Source organism: Campylobacter sp. 2352 PW, from assembly GCF_024723575.1.
Lineage (GTDB): Bacteria > Campylobacterota > Campylobacteria > Campylobacterales > Campylobacteraceae > Campylobacter_D.
On record NZ_JANQCX010000001.1, the window covers coordinates 141235 to 163666 of the forward strand.

20 protein-coding genes, 1 pseudogene and 1 riboswitch are annotated in these 22432 nt (G+C 29.7%); of the genes and pseudogenes, 8 read left to right on the forward strand and 13 right to left on the reverse strand.

The annotated features are described in order from the left end of the window. Positions 1–4: 4 nt before the first annotated feature. On the reverse strand, positions 5–2098 hold the full coding sequence (locus CAMP5121_RS00760; protein WP_337214514.1) for an RNA degradosome polyphosphate kinase: 2094 nt from the start codon (positions 2096–2098) through the stop codon (positions 5–7). 229 nt (positions 2099–2327) lie between these two features. Between CAMP5121_RS00760 and nrfH the strand changes: the two genes are divergently transcribed. Together nrfH and CAMP5121_RS00770 are read left to right on the forward strand one after the other, a co-directional pair. Continuing rightward, positions 2328–2822 (forward strand): cytochrome c nitrite reductase small subunit, encoded by a 495-nt coding sequence (gene nrfH / locus CAMP5121_RS00765; RefSeq protein WP_012661729.1) that lies wholly within the window; start codon positions 2328–2330, stop codon positions 2820–2822. Between the two features lie 16 nt (positions 2823–2838). Further along, a complete protein-coding gene (locus CAMP5121_RS00770; RefSeq protein WP_263663115.1) occupies positions 2839–4656 on the forward strand; it encodes an ammonia-forming cytochrome c nitrite reductase subunit c552 in 1818 nt (605 codons plus the stop codon). 27 nt (positions 4657–4683) lie between these two features. Here CAMP5121_RS00770 and thiC read toward each other — a convergent pair whose 3' ends face one another. The 3 genes from thiC to rpe form a co-directional block, all read right to left on the reverse strand. Next, positions 4684–5982 carry a phosphomethylpyrimidine synthase ThiC gene (thiC, locus tag CAMP5121_RS00775; protein WP_337214515.1) on the reverse strand — a complete coding sequence of 433 codons (1299 nt, stop codon included), beginning with the start codon at positions 5980–5982 and terminating at the stop codon, positions 4684–4686. 45 nt (positions 5983–6027) lie between these two features. After that, positions 6028–6131, reverse strand: a riboswitch (TPP riboswitch). Positions 6132–6163: 32 nt separating this feature from the next. Beyond that, positions 6164–6928 carry a 3'-5' exonuclease gene (locus CAMP5121_RS00780; RefSeq protein ID WP_337212336.1) on the reverse strand — a complete coding sequence of 255 codons (765 nt, stop codon included), beginning with the start codon at positions 6926–6928 and terminating at the stop codon, positions 6164–6166. Beyond that, positions 6925–7572, reverse strand: coding sequence for a ribulose-phosphate 3-epimerase (gene rpe, locus CAMP5121_RS00785; RefSeq protein ID WP_337214516.1), 648 nt, complete (start codon positions 7570–7572; stop codon positions 6925–6927). Before rpe ends, CAMP5121_RS00780 begins: the two co-directional genes overlap by 4 nt. A gap of 143 nt (positions 7573–7715) precedes the next feature. On the opposite strand from rpe, the gene rpmB reads away from it, so the two are divergent. The 5 genes and pseudogenes from rpmB (at position 7716) to CAMP5121_RS08115 (ending at position 10488) form a co-directional block, all read left to right on the forward strand. Next, complete coding sequence (rpmB, locus tag CAMP5121_RS00790) at positions 7716–7910, forward strand: 50S ribosomal protein L28 (RefSeq protein ID WP_039664221.1); 195 nt, start codon at positions 7716–7718, stop codon at positions 7908–7910. A 26-nt stretch (positions 7911–7936) separates the two neighbouring features. Beyond that, positions 7937–9064 (forward strand): potassium channel family protein, encoded by a 1128-nt coding sequence (locus CAMP5121_RS00795; protein ID WP_263706359.1) that lies wholly within the window; start codon positions 7937–7939, stop codon positions 9062–9064. Between the two features lie 47 nt (positions 9065–9111). Beyond that, entirely contained in the window at positions 9112–9327 is a 216-nt protein-coding gene (locus CAMP5121_RS00800; protein ID WP_012661736.1) for a YdcH family protein, read from the forward strand. A gap of 429 nt (positions 9328–9756) precedes the next feature. Further along, positions 9757–10041 (forward strand): annotated as a pseudogene (locus tag CAMP5121_RS08110) (methyl-accepting chemotaxis protein); the annotation flags it as partial. Positions 10042–10140: 99 nt separating this feature from the next. Further along, positions 10141–10488, forward strand: coding sequence for a CZB domain-containing protein (locus CAMP5121_RS08115; protein WP_442863277.1), 348 nt, complete (start codon positions 10141–10143; stop codon positions 10486–10488). A gap of 7 nt (positions 10489–10495) precedes the next feature. Here the strand turns inward: CAMP5121_RS08115 and CAMP5121_RS00810 are convergent, their stop codons facing one another. From CAMP5121_RS00810 to groES, 3 genes are all read right to left on the reverse strand, one after another. Next, complete coding sequence (locus CAMP5121_RS00810) at positions 10496–11065, reverse strand: NUDIX domain-containing protein (RefSeq protein ID WP_337214518.1); 570 nt, start codon at positions 11063–11065, stop codon at positions 10496–10498. A 116-nt stretch (positions 11066–11181) separates the two neighbouring features. Further along, positions 11182–12819, reverse strand: coding sequence for a chaperonin GroEL (gene groL / locus CAMP5121_RS00815; protein WP_070256698.1), 1638 nt, complete (start codon positions 12817–12819; stop codon positions 11182–11184). 13 nt (positions 12820–12832) lie between these two features. After that, complete coding sequence (groES, locus tag CAMP5121_RS00820) at positions 12833–13093, reverse strand: co-chaperone GroES (protein WP_337214519.1); 261 nt, start codon at positions 13091–13093, stop codon at positions 12833–12835. A gap of 162 nt (positions 13094–13255) precedes the next feature. Here groES and CAMP5121_RS00825 point away from each other — a divergent pair, with 162 nt between their 5' ends. After that, positions 13256–15799, forward strand: coding sequence for a hypothetical protein (locus CAMP5121_RS00825; RefSeq protein ID WP_337214520.1), 2544 nt, complete (start codon positions 13256–13258; stop codon positions 15797–15799). Between the two features lie 29 nt (positions 15800–15828). Here CAMP5121_RS00825 and hpf read toward each other — a convergent pair whose 3' ends face one another. From hpf to CAMP5121_RS00855, 6 genes are all read right to left on the reverse strand, one after another. Then, entirely contained in the window at positions 15829–16347 is a 519-nt protein-coding gene (gene hpf, locus CAMP5121_RS00830) for a ribosome hibernation-promoting factor, HPF/YfiA family (protein WP_012661742.1), read from the reverse strand. A 79-nt stretch (positions 16348–16426) separates the two neighbouring features. Beyond that, complete coding sequence (locus tag CAMP5121_RS00835) at positions 16427–17107, reverse strand: 3-methyladenine DNA glycosylase (protein WP_337214521.1); 681 nt, start codon at positions 17105–17107, stop codon at positions 16427–16429. Next, on the reverse strand, positions 17104–20043 hold the full coding sequence (locus CAMP5121_RS00840; RefSeq protein ID WP_337214522.1) for a DEAD/DEAH box helicase: 2940 nt from the start codon (positions 20041–20043) through the stop codon (positions 17104–17106). Before CAMP5121_RS00840 ends, CAMP5121_RS00835 begins: the two co-directional genes overlap by 4 nt. After that, complete coding sequence (locus CAMP5121_RS00845; protein ID WP_263682088.1) at positions 20033–20437, reverse strand: bactofilin family protein; 405 nt, start codon at positions 20435–20437, stop codon at positions 20033–20035. Before CAMP5121_RS00845 ends, CAMP5121_RS00840 begins: the two co-directional genes overlap by 11 nt. Next, positions 20365–21276 (reverse strand): M23 family metallopeptidase, encoded by a 912-nt coding sequence (locus tag CAMP5121_RS00850; protein WP_263678820.1) that lies wholly within the window; start codon positions 21274–21276, stop codon positions 20365–20367. The genes CAMP5121_RS00845 and CAMP5121_RS00850 overlap by 73 nt, the downstream gene beginning before the upstream one ends. Then, entirely contained in the window at positions 21263–22432 is a 1170-nt protein-coding gene (locus CAMP5121_RS00855; RefSeq protein ID WP_337214523.1) for a Mur ligase family protein, read from the reverse strand. Before CAMP5121_RS00855 ends, CAMP5121_RS00850 begins: the two co-directional genes overlap by 14 nt.

Sequence of the window (22432 nt, forward strand, 5' to 3'; positions counted from 1 at the left end):
AGGATTAGCTATCCCTAAAAAGCTTCGTTGCTAAATGCGCTGCTCTACTATGATCAGTATCTTTTTTCAAGGTATTAAAAATTCTACTAATATATTCTTCTAAAATTTGTTGAGAATTATTAATTTTTTCTGCTTCATTTAAAGTAATCTTACGATATCTTCCTTCACTGTTTAACTCATAAGCTAAATCATTATCGCTTAATTGTAGTTTTAAAATTTGGGCTAATTTTGCACGCGAATGCTCATCAAAAATAGGAGTCATTAATTCTAGCCTTCTTTCTAAATTTCTTGGCATCCAATCAGCGCTTGAAATAAAATAATTTGGCTCAGTGTGTTTAAAATATAAAATTCTAGCATGTTCTAAATATTTTCCAACTATACTTCTAACTTTTATATTTTCACTATACCCTTTTACTCCAGGTCTTAAACAACAAATTCCACGCACAATAAGATCTATTTTAACACCCTTGTTTGAAGCATCATATAAAGCTTTAATCACATCACCATCTACTAAAGCATTCATTTTGGCTATGATTACCCCATCTTTTCCATGACTTGCTTCTGTAGCTATCATATCTAAAATTCGTTCTTTGATTTGCTTTGGACTCATTGATAAAGTCTTTAATCGACGGCTTTTACTATATCCTGAAAGTATATGAAAAAAAGTTGTAGTATCTTGAGAATATTCTTCTTTAGAAGTAAAATAACTCACATCAGTATAAATTTTAGCTGAACTTGCATTATAATTGCCTGTACTTAAGTGATTATAAATTTTTAATTTATCCCCTTCTTTTCTAATCACTTGAGCTACTTTTGCATGCACTTTAAAACCAGTGATTCCATATACCACATGAGCTCCTGCATTTTCTAATGATTTTGCCCAGTGCAAATTATTTTCCTCATCAAAGCGTGCTTTTAATTCCACCATTACTGTAACTTGCTTACCATCACTTGCTGCATCAATTAAAGCTTGGACTATGTTTGAATTTTTTTCTACCCTATAAAGAGTCATTCTTATAGAAATAACCTTAGGATCTTTACTTGCTTCTTTGATAAATTGATACACAGGCTCAAAACTTTCATAAGGCTGTATAGCCAATATATCTTGTTTATCAATTGCACTAAAAATAGATACATTATCTCCAAAAGGTGGTAAAATCTTTGGCGTATACACAGGGTTTAGCAAGTGTGTAAATTCTTTATTAGAAATGATTTGCCACAGTGATGGTAAATTTAAAAGTATGCTGTATTCATAAATGTCTTTATGAAAAATATTCATATGAGAACTTAAAAATTCAATCAACTGTTCATCTGCGCCTTTTTCTATTTGCAAGCGTATAAAAGCACCTTTTCTACGAAGCTTTAAACCCTGCTCTAAAATCAACATAAAATCATCAGCCTCTTCTTCTTCTATTTCCATATCTGCATTTCTAGTTACCCTAAAAGCAGCAGACGATAAAAGCTTATAACCAGGAAAAATATGTTCAGTATGATGACGCACTATACTTTCTATAGGCACATAAATATTAGAGCTTACTTGATAAAATCTTGGTAAAACCCTAGGTATACGTATCATACCAAATTTTAAAAGTTCAGGATGCATAGGATCACAAAGCTTTACCGCTAAAGAAAACGAAAGATTATTTAAATGCGGAAAAGGATGAGTTGCATCAACCGCAATAGGCACTATTACAGGAAAAATATTAGAGAAAAAATGCTCATTACATTGTTGTTTTAAATCCTCATCAAGTTCTTCATATAAACGAATAAATAAATTTTCTTTTTCTAAATCTTGAGTTATTTTAGTAAAATACTGTTCTACTACATATTTTTCTTCATGTAAATAATTTCTAATAGCTTTAAGCTGTGCAAGTGGGGTCATTTCATCATTACTTGCTGTGCTTATTCCTGCTATAAAAAGCTGTTTTAATCCAGCTACCCTTATCATATAAAACTCATCTAAATTTGTACAATATATAGCTATAAATTTAAGTTTTTCAAGCAAAGGAAGATCTTTAGAACATTGATCTAAAACACGGGAGTTAAATGCAAGCCAAGAAAGTTCTCTATTAATATACATTGATGGTTGAATTTGCATAATATACACCTGCCTTATTTTCTAGTATGTAATATTTTAGTATTTCTTTTATTAAAATTTATTTTATTTTTATAATAGTAAATAAATTTATATAAAAAATAATACTTTTTTTATCTTATTAAAAAAATTATAAATGAATAATAAATTTATATTTACTTTTTAAGATTTTATAGTATAATATAATTATACTTAAGTTCTTGTAACTTAAACTTCATTCAAAGGAGAGACTTTGAAAAAAGCAAACTCAAAACTTTTTGCTGTTTTCCTCTTCTTGCTTGTAATTTTAGCAGGAGTTGGAATGTATACTTTCCATAATGCTAAAGGCACTTCTTATTTTAGCGATGCTAGTGAAAGCTGTAATAATTGTCATATTATGAACGAAGTTTATAATGATTATTTAAAAGCTTCACACTCTAAAGAAGTTGATGGTAAACCAAGAGCAACCTGTAATGATTGTCATTTACCACATAGCTTTTTTGAAAAATGGATTGCTAAAGCTCAAAGTGGTTTAGGACATGCTTATGCATTTACTTTTAAACTTGATTCTTTACCTACACATTTAAGTGCAAATGCAAAAAGTAAAGAAATAGTCCAAAATAACTGCATAGAATGTCATAAAGAAATTGCGAGCAACACTATCAACCCTACTCTAGATCCACATAAAGATAATTCCTTAAGTTGTGTATCTTGTCACCAAGGTGTTGGTCATAAGAGAGGATTTTAAATGAAAGGAGTAATTAATGAATAATAAAGGCATTTTATATAGTGCTATAAGTGCTACTATAGTAGCTATTGCGGGCGTATTGTGGTTAAATCAAGATATCACAGCTAAAACAAATGATTCAGTAGGTGGAATCATTTCTCAAGAAATTGTAAAACTTGGCGATGAAAACCCTACTTTTGATTATTGGGGAAAGAATTTTCCTGATTATTTAGATATGCATACAGCAGTGGAAAAACAAGCACCTAATGCAACAGAATTTGGTGGAAATTTAGCTTATTCAAAACTAATCCGCTATCCACAACTAACTGTTCTTTGGGCGGGTTATCCATTTAGCATTGATGCAAATGAAGAAAGAGGACACTTTTGGGTTCAAGTAGATCAAATGGATACAGCTAGAAATAACAAAGATTTCTTAAATGCACATGGCTTTGCAGGATTTGGTGGTCAACCAACAGCTTGTATGAATTGTCATAGCGGATGGACTCCTTGGCTTTTAAACAACACTGCAAAAGGTGATTGGGTGGCATTTAACTCTGCAAAATATTGGACTATGATTAAAACAGTTCCTGCGGTAAATGGAGCTAAAGAAAACTCACCTGAGCACAGTGGACCTCATGGTGGAAAAAGAATGGGTGTAACATGTGCAGATTGTCACAACCCAACAGATATGAGTTTAAGACTTACAAGACCAGCTTTAATCAACGCATTAATTTCAAGAGGCTATGAGGCAGATGAAAAACAAGGCATTAAAGCTTCAAGAAGCGAGATGAGAACTTTAGTATGCTCTCAATGTCACGTTGAGTATTATTTCAAACCAACAGGTACTAAAGTAAAAACTATCGGTGAAAGTATTGCTAATGATAGTTCTAAAAAATGGTGGAATGGTACACAAAAAACTTATGATGAATTTGACTCTTGGAGAGATGGAAATAAACCAATTGAAATTGAGGTTGATGGTATAGAGTTAACCTATCCATGGAGTGAGTGGAAAAAAGGTGAGCCATTTAGAATAGAAATGTTTGATGATTATTATGAAAAAAATAGAGAAAATTTCCCAAGTGATTGGGTTCATAAAATCACTAAAGCACCTATGTTGAAAATTCAACACCCAGAAAGCGAGCTTTATAGTGGTGGAGTACATGCTGCAAATGGTGTAAGTTGCGCAGATTGTCACATGCCTTATATTAGAAAAGGTGCAAAAAAAGTTACCAACCATAACATCACCTCGCCTTTAGTTGATATTAATTCAGCTTGTAAAACTTGCCATACTCAAAGCGAAAGCTATCTAGCTAAACAAGTAAAAGATATTCAAAATTCAGTAGCTCATGATTTAAGAACAGCTGAATATTCTTTAGTAAGCTTGATTAAAGATGTAGAAACTATTCGCGCAGAGCTTGGAAAAATGCCTAAATTCCAAACTAATGGCAAAGCAGATGATGCTAAAATTTCAGCTGAATTAAAAGAAGTATTAGAACTTCATAGAAAATCTCAAGTAAGAGCAGACTTTGTAGGTGCTGAAAACTCAACAGGATTCCACAATCCTAGAGAAGCTTCAAGAATGCTTTTACAATCAGTTGATATGTCAAGACAAGGACAAACTAAATTAGTAGAAATTGCGGCCAAAAATGGTATTAAAGATTTCAAAACTTCAAATTTAGGTTTTGAAGATATTCAAAAATTAAATCCAGGTGAAATTCACTATAAAGTAGATCTAAATGGCAACAAAGCAGGAGACCGCTACTATAAACACCAAGAAGTAAATGGTAATCCACCAGCAAAACTTCTTGAAGATGATAAAAATCTAAAACCTTATAATTATAAAGTAATAGATTAATCAAACTAAACCCTCATAATCGAGGGTTTATTCTTTTATCAAACTTACATCCTCACCTTTTAAAATTTTATTCATAGTGTTCATAGCACACATTTTTCCACACATTGAACAAGAATTAAGTTCTTCAGGCTTTCTTTCATTAAACATTTTCTTAGCCTTTTCTCCATCAATTGCCAATTTAAACATTTTTTCCCAATCAATATCTTGTCTAGCTTTACTCATTTCATCATCTATTTTTCTTTCTTTAGGAAGTTTGGCTATATCTCCTGCATGAGCTGCTATTTTAGTCGCTACTATACCATCTCTTACATCTTCTAAATTTGGAAGTCTTAAATGCTCAGCAGGAGTTACATAGCAAAGTATATCAGCACCAGCTGCCGCTGCAACTGCTCCACCGATCGCTCCGCTTATATGATCATATCCTGCACCTATATCAGTAACCAATGGTCCTAAGACATAAAAAGGCGCGCCGTTGCAAATTCTTTTTTCAAGTTGCATATTAGCTTCTATTTCGTTAATAGCCATATGGCCAGGTCCTTCTATCATTACTTGCACATCTTGAGCCCATGCTCTTTTAGTTAATAACGAAAGTTCGATAAGTTCAGCAATTTGAGCTCCATCACTTGCATCATGAGTACAACCAGGTCTTAGCGCATCGCCCAAAGAAAGTGTCACATCAAATTCCTTACATATAGCGAGTAAATCATCATAATATTCATAGAATGGATTTTCAGCATCATTCATTTGCATCCAAGCATAAAGAACTGAACCTCCTCTTGAAACTATATTAGTAATCCTATCACACTCTTTAAAAACCCTAGCAGCACGAGAATTTATCCCTGCATGAATTGTCATAAAATCCACTCCACTTTTAGCGTGATGATATACTACATCTAAAAAATCTTTTGCCTTAATATCTTTTAAATCTTTTTCTAAAAATCCAACCGCATCATAAACAGGCACAGTGCCTATCATAGCTTTTGAAGTAGCAATTAACTCATCTCTAAAACGACTAGTTTTACCATAATTACTAAGATCCATAATAGCTTCTATATTAAATTTATGAGCCAATTCTACTTTTTTCATTTCTTCACTATAATCTACACAATCATTTGAAACACCTAAATTTACATTTACCTTTGTTTTAAGTCCATAGCCAATACCATTTGGGTCTAGTACTTTATGGTTGATATTTGCAGGAATGATAATTTTTCCACATGCTATATTTTCAAGCAAAAAATCTTCACTTACTTGCTCTTTTTGCGCAACAATTTGCATTTGTTTTGTAAAAATTCCTTCTTTTGCATAAGACATTTGAGTTTTCATTTAAATTTATCCTTAAAATAAAATTTGGATAAATGAAGGGTATGTGAGTAGTTGATAAATTATCCCAACGCTAGCATTACCTAGTTCTGGTGCGGTCTAAGCTTTTAGCTTACTCTCAGCCTGTATCACAAGCTCCCGTCATTTATGCAAAGCAAGTATAGCAATAAATACAAAACAAAGTTTATTTTTTTATTTGATTTTTAGCTTGCTTGCTAAAATGTAACAATTCTTCGGTAGTTTTTATATAAAAAGGAATTTTTTTAAGACAGTATTTTAAAATTTCACTTGCAGCCAAAGCATCACTTAAGGCTCTATGATGCTTACTTTCAATGCACAAAAACTCTTTTAGCGCATCAAGACCGTATTTTGGACTTTCAATACACTTTTTAGCTAAATCAATAGTACATAATCTTCTATTTAAAAGCACCCCAAAATCATTTTCATACATAGCTTTAGATATAAAATGATAATCAAAACGCACATTGTGTGCTACAAAAATACTATCTTTTAAAAACAATTTAAAATCATTTAACACAGTTTTTAAAGAAGGTGCATTTTCTACCATATCCAAACTAATCCCGGTTAATTCTGTAATATTTTCAGGTATGCTTTCTACTTTTATAAAACTCTCAAATCTATCAATTTCTTTATAATTTTGAATTTTAACCGCACCTATTTCTAAAATTTGACCACTTTTTATCCCACCAGTGCTTTCGATATCTACTACACAAAAAATCTCATCTTTTATTTTTGTATTTTTACTTTTTAAGCACAAGCAATTTTGCGCATTAAGCTCCACTCCTAGTCCTAAAAGCTCAAAAATATATAAATCAAACTCATAATGATTTAATTCTTCTATTTTTGCAAGTTCTTTTAAAACCCAAGGAAAAGGTTTGTTTTCTTTACTTAGCTTGATGATTAAATCATCGATTTGTTGTTGACTCAAAATTCAAGCTTTAAAGAATTAATTGCTGTTTTTTTATCTTGTGAGGAAAAGATATAACTACCTGCGACTAAAATATCAGCTCCTGCTTCATCTAAATCAGGCGCATTTAAACCATTTACCCCACCATCTACTTCTATAAAAACTTTAAGATTTTTCCTATCTATCATTTCTCTTAACTGTCTAATTTTATCATACACTAAAGGTAAAAAATTTTGCCCGCCAAAGCCTGGATTAACACTCATTAAAAGCACCATATCTACAAATTCTAAAATATGCTCTATATTTGAAACCGGAGCATGTGGATTTAAAACAATAGCAGGGTGAATACTATTTTTTCTTATATACTCACACACCCTAATAGGATGATTTTCAGCTTCTAAATGAAAACTAATAAATTTTGGCTTTATTGGGATAAATAAATCTACAAAACTACTAACATTATGCACCATTAAATGCACATCTAAAGGTACTGAAGTAATTTTTGAAATATTTTCAATCACACAAGGACCAAAAGTAAGATTTGGTACAAAATGCCCATCCATCACATCAATGTGCAACAAATCAGCCCCTGCTTCACACACATCTTTAATCTCATTTTCCAAATTTAAAAAATTTGCAGACAATAAACTTGGCGCTACATACATTTTATATCTCCAATAAAAGTAAAAAATAATTTTATCATACTTATTATCAAATTTTCTTTATGTATTTTTGATAATATTTGATTTTTTTAAGCTTGTTTTAGATACAATGTTAAAAATTATTTTTATTTCATAAGGAAAAATTTATGTCAAGAATTTGCCAAATTACAGGAAAAAGACCTATGGTAGGTAACAATGTTAGCCATGCTAACAATAAAACAAAAAGACGCTTTTTGCCAAATTTAAGAACAGTTCGTATTACTTTAGAAGATGGAACCACTAGAAAAGTTAGAGTTGCTGCTTCAACTTTAAGAACACTTAAAAAGCAAAGTAGTAAATAATCCTTAAATATAAATGAGGAATTACTATGTCTTTTTTAAAAAAGCTACAAAAATTCCTCAATTGGTCTCCCTCTCCAAAACCTCCAATTAATCTCAATGATGAGCTTTATGAGCAACTTAAATTTTTAAGAATTCCTCTTATTGCCGTTGTTGTTATGACATTAATTGGGGCTTTTGGTTATATGCTCACAAGTAATTATAACCTTAACGATGCTATTTATCAAGCCGGTATGACTTTTACCACTTTGGGTTATACTGAAGTTAATCCCATACCAACAGCAGGTAGAATTTTTACTGTTGTATATGTACTATTAACTTTTACAATATTTACTTTTTGTATGGGTTTAGTAATAGAAATAGTAAAAAAAGGTGTTTTGTCTAAAATCATCAAGGAAAGAAGAATGCTGCATAAAGTTGCAAGATTAAAAAATCATTTTGTAATATGCTACCATAATGATTTTACCATAGAATTAGCACAGCAATTTAGAGAAAATCATATTCCTTTTGTTGTGGTTGATGAAGTTGAAAATTTCAGCGAGATTGCCGAAAAATATAATTATCCTTATTATATAGAAAGCGCACCTCATACTAATACAGCCTTTTTAAAAACCAATCTTTCTAGCGCAAAAGGCGTAATAACCCTTAGTAATAACATAGCAGATAATATTGCTATCATTGCCTCAGTAAGATTATTTGAAAAAGAACTACAAAGAATTAATCCTTATTTTATACTAGCTAGTTCAAGCAATGAAGATGAAACAGAAAAACTTAAAAAACTTGGAGCAAATTCTATTGTTTCTGCTACAAAATTAGTCGCACAAAGACTTAGTGCGATGTCAGCAAGACCAGATATGGAAAATTTATTAGAAAATTATCTTTATAAAAAAAATAGTCCTATTGATTTAGAAGAGGTTAAAATTCCTGATGAATCGTGGGTGAGATTTAAAAGATTAAAAGAAATTCATTTAAGAGATATGGCAAACGTAAGTATAGTAGGAATTTTAGAAAATAAAAAATTCACACCTATGCCAAGAGGTGATACTTTAATAGGTACTGGAGCAAAATTATTAATCGTAGGTACAGCAGACAGCATAAAAATAGCCAAAAAGATTATAAAAAACAAGCAAAAACCCGATGAGTTAAAATATATTTAACTTATTTTAAGCTATAATCAAATATTAATTTTAAAAAGGAGGCTTATATGCTACATGAATTTAGAGATTTAATTACTGAGCTAAAAGGTAAAGACATGCACTTTGATAAATTGTTTGAAGAGCACAATGAACTTGATCACAAAATCAAAGACGCAGAAGAAGGTAGAATTCATCTAGATAGCTTGGAAATTGCAAATCTTAAAAAAGAGAAATTAAGATTAAAAGATGAGTTAAACACTTATTTATCAAATTATAAAAAATAATTTCTTTCTAATTTTAACTTTCAAGGAAAAACTATGTTTGGAAAAAAAAGTCAATCAAAACAAGACTTTGAAGACTTACAAAATAAAATCAAAGAGCTAGAAGAAGAAAACAAAAAACTTCTTTTAGAAAAACAAGAACTGATTGAAAAATACGAAAAGCAACTTCAAGAAGATTATGGAAAAACTGCACTTGAAACTCGTCTTTTGGAGATGTTGTTAAATGGAGTATTAAAAGGCATTTCAAATGTGCAAGGCGATATGCAAGAAAATGTAAATAAAGCTGAAATGATCTCCCAGTATTCTGACTCATCATTAAAAGATATGCAAGAATTAAATGCAATTACGCATTCAATTATATCTTCACTTCAAAGCATTATTGAATCAGCCAATCGCTCAAGAGATACAGCGGGTAATTTACACCGCAGTGTTGATGAGATCACTAATGTTATTAATTTAATCAAAGATGTATCTGATCAAACCAATCTATTAGCGCTAAATGCTGCTATTGAAGCTGCTAGAGCAGGAGAGCACGGAAGAGGCTTTGCTGTTGTTGCTGATGAAGTTAGAAAACTTGCTGAAAAAACACAAAAAGCAACCTCTGAAGTAGAATTAAATATTAATCTATTAAAACAAAATGCAGATGAAATGTATGGACAAAGTGAACAAGTAGAAAAAGTATCATTAGAATCAAATGAACATATTATAAAATTCTCTAGTAATTTTGCTCAATTAATCTCTAATGCAAATTCAACTAGCTCACACGCTAAAAGTATCACATCTGAAATTTTTATATCTTTAGCAAAATTAGATCATATCGCATTTAAACTAAATGGCTATAATGAAATCATTCATGCTTCAGGCAAAGCACTCTCTGATCATTTAAGTTGTAGACTTGCAAAATGGATTGTAGGTGTGGGCAAAGAAAGATTTTCTGGTGGAAGAGCTTTTGGTAAGTTAAATTTACCACACCAAAAGGTGCATGAAAATATCAACCAAGCTGTTGCCTTGGCACATAATGAAAACACAGGTAATGAATTAGTTCAAAATCAAATTCTAGATAAATGCTCAAATGCTGAAAAAGCCTCTGAAGATTTATTTGTAATCTTTAAAGAAATGCTTGATGAAAAAGACCCAAACATTGAAAATAAAGAAGAAAAATAAGGTAAGATTAATTCTTACCTTTAAACCACAAATACGCATATTCAAGTAAAGGGGTTTTGATAGGATTTTCTTTGGAAAATTTTTCAAAGTCTTTTCTTTTTATCCATACTGCTTGAATATCCTCTCCATCAATTCCACCGCCATGACCAGTTTTATCATCTTCGGTAATTTCAGCATAAAATAAAAACTGTCTACTTACACCTGAACCAAAACCTGTATAAAACTCTCCTATTTTTTCTACAACCCTAGGAGCATAACCTAGCTCTTCAATACATTCTTCTTTAGCTATTTCGTCTAAACTCAAATTTTTATCAACAAGTCCTGAACAAAGCTCTATGCTAAATCCCATCTCATCTAATTTTAAGTTATTACGTTTTTGATAATCCCATAAAGGAATTCTAAATTGTTTTACAAAGACAAAAGAATCTTTTTGAGTATGATATAAAAAAACAGAAACACTATCTAATGCTTCTATAAAATCCCAAGTATATTTTTTATTATCTTTGCCTATATAAGTATATCTTTTAGGTTTAATGTATTTTGAGTTGGAAAATTGTTCTTCTTGTAAGTTTTTCATGTAAAATCCTTATAATTTTACATCTATTATAACAAAAATAAAAATCAGTGCAGAAAAATAAAAAAGAGTGAGTTGCTTTATATAAAAAGCAACTCAAAAGCAGCAAAAAAATGGTATTACATCATACCGCCCATGCCTCCCATACCGCCCATGCCACTCATATCAGGCATAGCAGGTTTATCCTCTTTGATTTCACTAATTGTAGCTTCAGTTGTTAAAAGCATACTAGCTACTGAAACTGCATTAAGTAAAGCCACTCTTTCTACTTTAACAGGATCAATAATACCGCTTTCAAGCATATTTACATATTCACCTTTTGCAGCATCAAAACCGGTATTTTCTTCTTTGCTATTTTCTACTGTATTAACAACTACACCAGCATCAAATCCAGCATTTTCAGCAATTTGTCTTAAAGGTGCTCTTAAAGCTCTTTCTACAATAGCAGCACCAATAGCCTCATCACCTTGCAAATTCAAGCTGATTTTTGATTTTGCTTTGATTAATGCAGCACCACCGCCTATTACTATACCTTCTTCAACAGCAGCTTTTGTAGCGCTTAATGCATCATCAACTCTATCTTTTTTCTCTTTCATTTCGGTTTCAGTAGCAGCACCAACTTTAATTACCGCTACACCACCGCTTAACTTAGCTAGTCTTTCTTGTAGTTTTTCTCTATCATAATCTGAGCTTGTTTCAGCAATTTGAGCTTTGATTTGATTAATTCTTGCATCAATATTTGCTTTTTCACCTGCACCATTTACAATAGTTGTATTATCTTTGTCAATAATCACGCTTGAAGCTTGACCTAAATCTTGGATACTAGCACTTTCTAAAGTTCTTCCAAGCTCTTCAGAAATCACTTCACCACCTGTTAAAATAGCGATATCTTCAAGCATAGCTTTTCTTCTATCGCCAAATCCAGGAGCTTTAACTGCTGAAATATTTAAAACACCTCTTAATTTATTTACAACTAAAGTTGCTAAAGCTTCACCTTCAATGTCTTCAGCTATAATTAAAAGTGGTTTTCCTGTTTTTTGAATTTGCTCTAAAATTGGTAATAAATCTTTTAAATTAGCAATTTTTTTATCAAATAACAAAATAAATGGATTTTGCAATTCAGCTGTCATTTTTTCAGTATTTGTAATGAAATATGGGCTTAAATAACCTCTATCAAATTGCATACCTTCAACTACATTTAATTCATCATTGATTGATTTTGCTTCTTCAACAGTGATAACACCATCTTTTCCAACTTTTTCCATAGCATCAGCGATTAAATTTCCGATTTTCTCATCTGAATTTGCAGAAATTGTTGCAACTTGAGCGATTTCTTTTTTGTCTTTAACTTCACGAGAAAGTTTTTTAAGTTCAGCTACTATAGCTTCACAAGCTTTATCCATACCTCTTTTAACTTCGATAGGATTAGCACCTGCTGTGATATTTCTCAAACCTTCTTTAAAAATAGCATGCGCTAAAACTGTTGCCGTTGTTGTTCCATCGCCTGCTTGATCAGCTGTTTTACTAGCTACTTCTCTAACTAAAGAAGCACCCATATTTTCTAAAGAATCTTTTAATTCTACTTCTTTAGCCACACTCACACCATCTTTTGTGATAGTTGGAGCACCAAAACTTTTTTGAATTAATACATTACGACCACGTGGTCCCATAGTAACTTTTACTGCATCATTTAATTTTTTAACACCTTCATAAAGTTTATTTCTTGCTTCATCTGAAAAAAATATTTCTTTTGCCATTTTTTATCCTTTTTTATTTAATAATCCCTAAAACATCATCAATATTAAGAACCAAATACTCTTCATTATCAAGTTTAATTTCAGCTCCGCCGTATTTTGCAAACATTACTTTATCATTTACTTTAACATCTTCTATTTCTTTGCTTACTGCAACAACTTCACCATTTAATGGTTTTTCTTTAGCATTATCTGGTATAATAATCCCAGAAGCAGTAGTTTTCATTTCTTCTAAGCGTTTTACCAAAATACGCTTTCCTAGAGGTTGAAAATTCATTTTTTATCCTTTCTAAAATGTGCCATTTTTAGCACTCTTTGTTTTTGAGTGATAGAATTATACATTAAAGAAAGTTAATTGTCAATAAATTAAGTAAAATATATCATATAAGTTTAGTCTATTACACTAAATTTTTATGATATATCATTATAAAGGTTTCTCATGAAAAAAATTCTTTACATTCTTTTAGGCGTAGTATGTGTGGCATTGCTAGCTATATATACATTATTATTTACAAGTATGGGTAATGCTTTTTTAAAGCCAAGAATCGAAACGATAATTGCTCAAAAAAGTGGTATAAATGTTAAATTTGAAAATTTCAAAATTAGTTTTTCGCAACTTGACATTAAAGCAAATATTGATGATAAATTTTTTGCTAATATAGAAGGTGGTATATCGCCTTTAAGACTAGGATTTGATTTAAACTATCTTTTAGGACTTAAACAAAACTATATTCAAGAACTTGGCTTAAAAAGCGATAAAGATTTTACATTTAAGGGTAATGTTGTAGGTAAAAGTAGCGATTTTTCAGTAAAAGGTAATGGATTTTTGTTTGATTCTAATCTTAGTTTAGATGCAAAAATCGTTGATTTTTCTCCTATAAATCTTGAATTTATTGGAAAAAATATAGATTTAGCTCAAATTTTAGATTTTGCTAATTTACCAAGATATGCTCAAGGAAAAATTAGTATTATAAGTGATATACAAGCTAAAGATTTAAAACCAAATGGTAATGCTTTGATTAATTTTTACACAAGTTCTATCAACAATACTCTCATTGAAAAAGATTTCAATCTAAGCCTACCAAAACAAAGCTATATAAAAGGTGAAATAAGATCTTTAATCCAAAACAATGAAGTTATATCTAAAAGTGAAATTTTAAGCAACTTCTTCAAACTTTATACACAAAAAAGTATTTATGATATAGCAAAACAAAGCTTAGCTAGTGATTTTGACATCAAAATAGATGATTTTAATCAATTTTCATCTTTAGCTAAAATGAAACTCCAAGGCAAAAGTCAAATTCAAGGTAATTTACTTTTTGCAAACAATCAATTACAAAAATTAGATGCTAACTTGCTGGGATTTGGTGGTAGCTTAAAAACTATTTTAGAAAATAATAATCTTAATATCAATACAACTAATATTGAAGTAGCAGAGCTTTTAAAGACTATCTCTATGCCTGCTTTTATTAATTCTAAATTAATTTTAGATTTAAAAGCGCAAGGACTTGATTTTAAAAATTTCAATCTAAATACTAGGTTAAACAATGCAAATATAAATGTTGTAGAATTTAAAAAACTAAGCAATATTGATTTTCCAAAAACAACTTTTAATCTACAAGCTAAAGCAAATGCGAAAAATTCTTTGATTGATTATGAAGCTTTGCTTGATTCAAACATAGCAAAAATACCTCAGCTAAAAGGCTCTTATAATCTTACAAACAAAGATTTAAAAGCACAAATTAGTGCTTTTGTAGATAATCTTAACAAATTAAAACCTTTAACCAAACAAGATCTCAATGGACCTTTAAATTTAGATGCCAAAGTTGATCTTAAGGCAAATCAAATTCAAAATCTTGATGCAAATATTAAAATCATGCAAGGACTTATCAATGCAAAATCTAATGGAAAAAGTTTACAAGCAAAGATTGATAATATAAAATTAGAACAACTTTTCCCTTTAATTGGACAAAAAGTTTTAGCATTTGGCGATGTAAATGCTGATATTGATTTAAAAACACTTGATTTTAACAATATTAACGGTGATTTTAAAGCCACTATCAATTCTTCTTTTAATGAAGTAGAATTATCCAAGCTTTTGGATAAAAAATTTCCAAAGAATACTTCAGCAAAAATCAATCTTGATGGAAAAATTTCTAAATCAATCATTAATTTTAACGCTAAAGCTCTAAGTTCATTTGCAAATATTAACTCATTAAAAGGAAATTTTGATCTTAATCAAATGGCTCTAGCAAGTACTTATAATATTTCATTGCAAGATTTTTCTAAACTAGGATTTTTAGTCGATAGAAACTTAAAAGGCAAGGCTGATTTTGAAGGAAAATTTGATTTTAAAAACGCTTTAATTGATGCAAGCGTTAATAGTAAAAATATATTTAACGGCTCATTAAATGCAACTTTAAAAAATAATATTTTTAACGCTAAAATGCAAAATACTGATCTTTCAAATTTAGCTCAAAGCTTAGATTTGCCTGATTATTACCAAGCAAAATCAAATTTAAGTATTGACTATAATCTTTTAAAAGAAAGTGGTGTGGTGCTAATGAACTTAGCCGATGGACAACTTAAGAAAAACCTCATCACAAGTGCTTTAATGCTACTTTTACAAAAAGATATCACTCAAGATGTATATCGCAACGGTGAAGCTAAAATAAATATCAATAAAAATCTTATAGATTTAAATTTAAACCTAGTGGCTGATAGAAGTAATATAAACATCAGCAAAGGCAAAGTTGATACAAAAAGCACTAAATTAAACATTCCTTTTAATATCGTTATTGATAGAGTAAATTTCAAAGGAATTATAAAAGGAACAACACAAGATCCTAAAGTAAGTCTTGATACAAAAAGTGTTGTAAATTCTATTGTTAATACAATAGGTGGAAATGCTAGTGATGGTGCTAAAAACACAGGTAAAAAAGTAGATCAAGCAATAGATAAAATCTTTAACAAACTCTTCTAATACATCTAGCCTTAAAAAGGCTAGATTTTTTAAAATAAACCAAATTTACCATCTTTTTTCTTATATAGCACCCTCATTTTTGCATCTATGTCATTAAAAACTAAAAATATATCCTTACTTGCTTTTAGCTTTTCTAATGCTTCTTCAATTTCTAAAGGTTTATATAGCTCAAGTTCTGTTGGAACTATCTCATCTTCCTCAATCACACTTGGCAATACTAAATTTTCTTTTATCTCATCTTGATGCTTATGGGTAATGTTTTTATCATGTAATCTTCTTAAAACCTTAGAAATTCTATCAATAGCTAAATCTATAGCAGCGTATAAGTCTTTATCTTTTTGCTTTACAACCACTGTATTAATACCAGCTAAGTTAATGCTAAATTCAGCCCAAAATCCTTTCTTTCCATGCCTTTCATCAGCACTTATAACACAACGCGCAGAAATCACATCTAAGCCATATTTACTTAAAGCATCAAAGCTTTTTTCCACATACTCTTTTATAGACTCAGTTAGCTCAAATTGCTTTCCAACTATACTTGTATTCATTACTTCTCCTTTTTATGAAGTTAAATACATTATAGCACTTTAATCGTAAAAAAAATAACTTTTTAAATAAAAAATAAATTTAAAATTTTAAAGGATCTAAAATAAGTGCGCCATCTACTGAAAGTTTTTTACCTTGAAAGTGTGTTTTACAAAAAGAAACAATTAAAGCATGAAAAATTTGATAAAGCTCGTATAGTTTACATTCTTTTTTTAGTAAAACACATAATTCTTGTTGATTTTTAGCTATGCCTTTTTTTAAAAAATCTGCTAATTCATCATAACTTTGACACTCATAACCTAAATAATTAGCTATTTTTGCACTATAAGCATCAACTACCAAAACTTCTTTTTTACATATATAATTTAAAATTCCATCTGCACTTTCTTGACCAAAACCCTTAACACTCAAAAGCCATTCTCTATCTACTTCTTCTTTAAAAAGTTCAAAAGAATTAAAATCTTGGAAATATTTTTGAGCGAAATTTTTAATATATTTTGCTTTGGTATTATAAAATCCACTTGGCTTTATTAAAAGCGCTAAATCTTGAGTGCTTAAAGTTAATAAATCTTCTATCTTAGTAATATTTGCTTGTTTTAAATTTGTCAAAGCTTTTAATACATTTTTCCAGTTTGTATTTTGGGTTAAAACTACAGAAATTAAAATTTCAAACTCGCTTAAAGTATTATTTTCTAGCCATTCAAAATCGTTATAGTTGATATTTGCATTAACTAAAGCTTTAAAAATTTCATATCCGCTCATGCTTTTTCACTCTTTCTTAAATGCATCAAAATAGCCTCGATCACATCATCATCGTCTTTGCTTTTTGCCTTAATGACTTCCTTACTCTCATCATCTTTTACAAAACAAATATTTTGCTCATAATTACTCACTAGTTTATAATGCTTGCTAGCTAAAATTTTTATGATGATTAAATCCAAAAACTGCTTAGTAAAAATATCAGGCTTACCAAAACGATCATTCATCTCACTTTCTATTTCATAGACTTCATTAACACTCATACATTTACTAAGTCTTCTATAAAGCTCTAATCTCAAACGATCTTCACCAATATACTCACTATTTAAAAAGGCATTGATATTAAGCTTTAGATCTATTTTTTTCTCTTTAATTTCTTCTTTTTTGCTTAGCTTATTAATTTCATCTTCTAACATTTTAAGATATAAACTATAACCAATTTGTTCTATATGTCCACTTTGATCCACACCTAATAAATTTCCACCACCACGAATTTCTAAATCATGATAAGCAAGTACGCTTCCTGAGCCTAAATAAGAATTACTCTCCAAACTCGTAAGTCTTTTTAAAGAATCTTTTGTGATTTTTTCCTTATCTTCAATCAAAAAATAACAATATCCTTGCTTAGCACTACGCCCTACTCTTCCTCTAAGTTGGTGCAAATCAGCCATACCAAAACTATCTGAATTTTCTACTATGATAGTGTTTGCATTTGCCAAATCAATACCACTTTCAACTATAGAAGTACAAAGCAATAAATCATATTCTTTATTTTCGAATTTAATCATTTCTTCTTCAGTAATTTTTGCATCAATTTTAGAATGCAAGATTAAAATTTTTAAATTTGGAAACAAATCTAAAAGATATTTTTTACACCCATCAATACTTGCTATATGATTGTGTATATAAAAAATCTGTCCTGCTCTTCTTAATTCTCTTGAAATAGCTTCTTTAATCAAAGCGTCATGACTTTCTCTAACAAAGGTACGCACATCCAAACGATCCTCAGGTGGAGTTTGTAAAACACTATATGACTTTAAAGAGCTAAGAGCTTGATTTAAACTTCTTGGTATAGGCGTTGCCGACATAGATAGAATATGTGAATTTTTACTTAATTCTTTGAGTTTTTCTTTTTGTTTTACACCAAATTTATGCTCCTCATCTATCACAACTAAACCTAAATTTTCACACTCAACCCCTAAAAGAGAATGCGTTCCTACCACTACACAAGGCTTATTTTCTTTTAAAAATGCTAAAACTTGTTTTTTTTCTTTAGCACTAGTAAAACGATCTAGCTTAAAAACCTCTATATCAAAAGAATCAAATCTTCGTTTTAAGGTTTTAAAATGCTGGGCTGAAAGCAAAGTAGTTGGCACAAAAAATAAAGCCGTATAACCACTTTTTACACAAGTAAATATAGCGTTCATAGCAACTTCTGTTTTACCAAAACCCACATCGCCACTTAAAAGCCTATCCATCACCTGCATACTTTTTAAATCTTGAGTGATTTCTTGACAAACTTGACTTTGATCTTTAGTGTAAAAAAATCCTGCTTTATTGATAAATTCATCTTGTAATTCTTGAGAAATTTTTAATTCTTTTGCTTTTATCAAAGCTCTAGTCGCTGCTAAAGAAACTATATTTGAAGCAATGGCAAATAATTTTTCTTTTAATCTTTCTTTGATTTTTAGAAAACTTCCTTTTCCAAGCTTATCAAGTAAAGGCACGCCACCACTTGCACCGATATATTTATCAATCATATATAAATTTTCAACAGGCAATAAAAGCTTATCGTTATTTAAATACCCAAGAGCGACAAATTCTTTTTTTGCTCCTGCAATTATAATAATCTCAAGACCTAAAAATTTAGCTATACCATAATCTTCATGTACAACAAAATCCCCGACTCTAAGCTCATCTATTACCAAACTTGCTTTTCTAACTCTTTTACTTTTTTCTTTTTTATTTAAAGAGATAATAAGCTCATCTTGAGTGATTAGGTTGATTCTTTCTTGAGATATTTTTAATTTAATATTTGAAAATTCTTGTAAATTTAAAGCTTTAAACAAAGCTTCATTTTTTGCCAAAATAGTAATTTTTTTATCTTTGTGAAAAGTGAAAAAATCATGATTATAAGAACTTACTAAATCTTTACAAAATCTTGGTTCAGGTAAAATATTTTGATTAATTTTACTAATATCTTCTTCAAAATCATTTATATCAAAATTTTTTATACTCACAAAATTTAAATCTAAATAATCACAAAAATCATCAACACACCAAAAGCCTAAAGAATTAACATCATTAACAATGCTTTGACTTTGAAAATTTTGAATTTTTTCTTGTAGATTTTCATATTGCTCTTGATTAAAAGCACTTAAAAATGGACAAATCTCAATTTTTGAAAGTTCATTTGGGATTGATTTTTGCGTATGTATATCAAAATATCTTATACTTTCTATCTCATCTGAAAAAAGCAAAATTCTAAAAGGTTGTTCTTCATTAATCGCAAAAATATCTATAATATCCCCGCGTATTGAAACCTCACCCTTATCTTGAACTATATCTACAAACTCATACCCACTATGTAAAATTTCTTCTTTAAATTTCTCTAAAGCAAGAAGTGAATTTCTTTTAAGAATAATGTTTTTTAGATGCTTTTTTCCGGGGAGTTTTTGCAAAATTGTTTTTATAGGAGAAATTAAAATTTTATTTTCATCTTCTTTGTGATAAGCATTTAAAACTTTACAAATTTCAAAAAGCTCTTTAGAAAAAGAGCGCAAGTCACTACCAAATTCTGCTCTAAAATCAGGTAAAACGAAAGTTTTTAAATTTAAAAATAAACAAACTTGAGCTAACTCATCTGCTTCTTTATCATTCTCACAAACTATTAACTCAGTTTTGTTACTTAATAAATATTCATATAATTTAGCTTGCATTTTCTGAATTTTCTATGCTCACATCAATAGTTGCAAGTTCTTCGTCTTTTTCAATTATTTTACTGCTTCCATTAAATTTTCCACCATTTTCAATGCTTAATTGTTTAACTATGATATTACCATTAAGCACACCACCGGATAAAATTTCCAAAGAATCAACTTGCATTTCTCCTTCAAAAACCCCATTAATCACTATCTTACTTGCCTTAACTTGTCCTTTTAAAACACCACTTTTACCTATCACTATCACATTAGAAGAATCAATCACACCTGTAATCTCTCCATCTAAATGAAGCATAGAGTCAAAATAAAATTTTCCTTCTATTTTTGCTCCGTTTGAAATGACTGTAGTTTCGGATACTGTAGCAATAGAGCCTTTATTAAAGATTGCCATGGAACTCTCCTTTCTTTATCAAATATTTGTTCATAATTTTTTCGGTTTAAATCTATAAAAATTTTAGGGTCTAAAAGTTTATTAATAAATCTAACCTCATAATGCAAATGTGGTCCCGTAGAAAGACCGGTATTTCCTGTATATCCAAGCAAATCACCTTTTTTTACAAATTGCCCTGCCTTAACAACATCTTTGCGCATCATATGTGCATATACCGTTTTAAAGCCAAAATTATGGATCAAAATCACTGAATAACCATAACCATTATTACTATATGCAGCATATTCAACTACTCCATTTGCCGGTGCATAAATAGGAGTATTTAAAGCTGCTCTTAAATCAATACCTGGATGAAACTCTTTTTTATTTAATATAGGATGATGGCGCCATCCGAAATTACCTGTGACTCCATTATCTTCTATCACATGGCCATTTGGAATTTGTGTTAAAAATAAATAGGCTTGATCGTTAGTAAGCTTAACTTTTTCCAATCTTTCTGGTATATCCAAACCCTCATCTTGCTTTAAACCTAAATTTTCTTCAATATCTGCAAGTTGAGTTTGGAGTTCATCATACAAGGCTGTTTTTTCCTCTAAACTTTTTTGCATACTTTCATTTTGAGAAAATAATTTAGTATTTTTTGCTGACAATGTTTCTTGCTCTTTTAAAAGCTCTGAACGCTTATCTGCCAAATAATTAATATATAAAGCACCCAAAACTATAACAACAAAAACAAAAGTAGTAAAATAAATAATTACTTTTTTTATGATCTGACTTAATAAAAAATGTCTAGAACCATTTACATCTGTGATAGTTAACGTAAATTTATCTTTCATTATAGCCTCTTAAAAAATTTTCTACCAATACAAAAGAACCAAAAACTAAATACAACTCATCTTTTTTTATTTGTTCAAATTTTTGATAAGCAATATCTAATTTTTCTAAATTTTCTAGCAAAACAGAGCCTGCTAAAGGTCTGTCTTTGCTTTCATATTCATAAATTTCAACTATTTTTATTATAGGCTTTAAAGCTCTTAAAATTTTATAAGAATCTTTATCTAAAAAGCAATTATAAACCAAATGAACTTTTTTTTCCTTGAAAATTTCAGCTAAAGTTAAAGCTGCCATTTCATTATGGCCTACATCAACAAAAATATTTTGACTTATTTGCTCACACCTTCCTTTTAAATCAAGTTTTGGCAAATTACTAATGCTGCAAATCAATTCTTTTTCATTTTTGGCACAAATTTTAGAAAAAGCTTCTAAGGCTAAAAAAAGATTATCTTTTAAAAAAGTTGCTAAATTATATTTTTGAATATATTTTTGCACATAAGGATAAATAGCCTTGTTTTCATCTAACGCACTAATATCTAAACTAGCTTGTTTTAATTTTGCTATTTTTTGAGCCAAATTTAATACTTTTGTTTCTTGCTTATGATTAATTAAAGCTTTAGCACTCATGGCTTTTAATTTTGTTCTTGCTATTTCATCTAAGTTTTTACCCAATAAATCTTGATGATCAAAACCTATTTTAGTAAAAATACTAAAATCTATCTCAAAAACACTTGTAGCATCGTACTCTCCACCTACTCCAGCTTCTAAAATCACATAATCACAATCTTTAAAAACAAAAAATGCTAAAAATGTAGCATACTCAAAATAGCTAAGTTTTTTCACATCATCTAAAAAAACACTTTCTAATTCTTCGTGTGCTTTTTCTAAAAGCTCATTGCCTGTAATTTTTCCATTTAACCAAAATCTTTCATTAAATTCAAAAATATGTGGACTTGTATAATGCCCTACTTTACATCCTTGCTCTAAGAGTAAAAGGGCTAAAAATCTACCTGTGCTTCCTTTGCCATTAGTGCCAATAATTTGAATATTTTTAGTTTTTGGGATAAATTTTTTATATTTTTCATACATACTAAACATAAAAAATCTACTGATTTTTTGCACATGCATGGTTTTTTGTGAAAGTGTTTGCTGGAAATTCAT

Excerpts from the sequence above, each read along its gene's own strand:
- CAMP5121_RS00760 (WP_337214514.1), bottom strand. The coding sequence starts at position 2,098 with ATGCAAATTCAACCATCAATGTATATTAATAGAGAACTTTCTTGGCTT.
- CAMP5121_RS00770 (WP_263663115.1), top strand. The coding sequence starts at position 2,839 with ATGAATAATAAAGGCATTTTATATAGTGCTATAAGTGCTACTATAGTA.
- thiC (WP_337214515.1), bottom strand. The coding sequence starts at position 5,982 with ATGAAAACTCAAATGTCTTATGCAAAAGAAGGAATTTTTACAAAACAA.
- rpe (WP_337214516.1), bottom strand. The coding sequence starts at position 7,572 with ATGTATGTAGCGCCAAGTTTATTGTCTGCAAATTTTTTAAATTTGGAA.
- rpmB (WP_039664221.1), top strand. The coding sequence starts at position 7,716 with ATGTCAAGAATTTGCCAAATTACAGGAAAAAGACCTATGGTAGGTAAC.
- CAMP5121_RS00795 (WP_263706359.1), top strand. The coding sequence starts at position 7,937 with ATGTCTTTTTTAAAAAAGCTACAAAAATTCCTCAATTGGTCTCCCTCT.
- CAMP5121_RS00800 (WP_012661736.1), top strand. The coding sequence starts at position 9,112 with ATGCTACATGAATTTAGAGATTTAATTACTGAGCTAAAAGGTAAAGAC.
- CAMP5121_RS00810 (WP_337214518.1), bottom strand. The coding sequence starts at position 11,065 with ATGAAAAACTTACAAGAAGAACAATTTTCCAACTCAAAATACATTAAA.
- groL (WP_070256698.1), bottom strand. The coding sequence starts at position 12,819 with ATGGCAAAAGAAATATTTTTTTCAGATGAAGCAAGAAATAAACTTTAT.
- groES (WP_337214519.1), bottom strand. The coding sequence starts at position 13,093 with ATGAATTTTCAACCTCTAGGAAAGCGTATTTTGGTAAAACGCTTAGAA.
- CAMP5121_RS00825 (WP_337214520.1), top strand. The coding sequence starts at position 13,256 with ATGAAAAAAATTCTTTACATTCTTTTAGGCGTAGTATGTGTGGCATTG.
- hpf (WP_012661742.1), bottom strand. The coding sequence starts at position 16,347 with ATGAATACAAGTATAGTTGGAAAGCAATTTGAGCTAACTGAGTCTATA.
- CAMP5121_RS00835 (WP_337214521.1), bottom strand. The coding sequence starts at position 17,107 with ATGAGCGGATATGAAATTTTTAAAGCTTTAGTTAATGCAAATATCAAC.
- CAMP5121_RS00840 (WP_337214522.1), bottom strand. The coding sequence starts at position 20,043 with ATGCAAGCTAAATTATATGAATATTTATTAAGTAACAAAACTGAGTTA.
- CAMP5121_RS00845 (WP_263682088.1), bottom strand. The coding sequence starts at position 20,437 with ATGGCAATCTTTAATAAAGGCTCTATTGCTACAGTATCCGAAACTACA.
- CAMP5121_RS00855 (WP_337214523.1), bottom strand. The coding sequence starts at position 22,432 with ATGAATTTCCAGCAAACACTTTCACAAAAAACCATGCATGTGCAAAAA.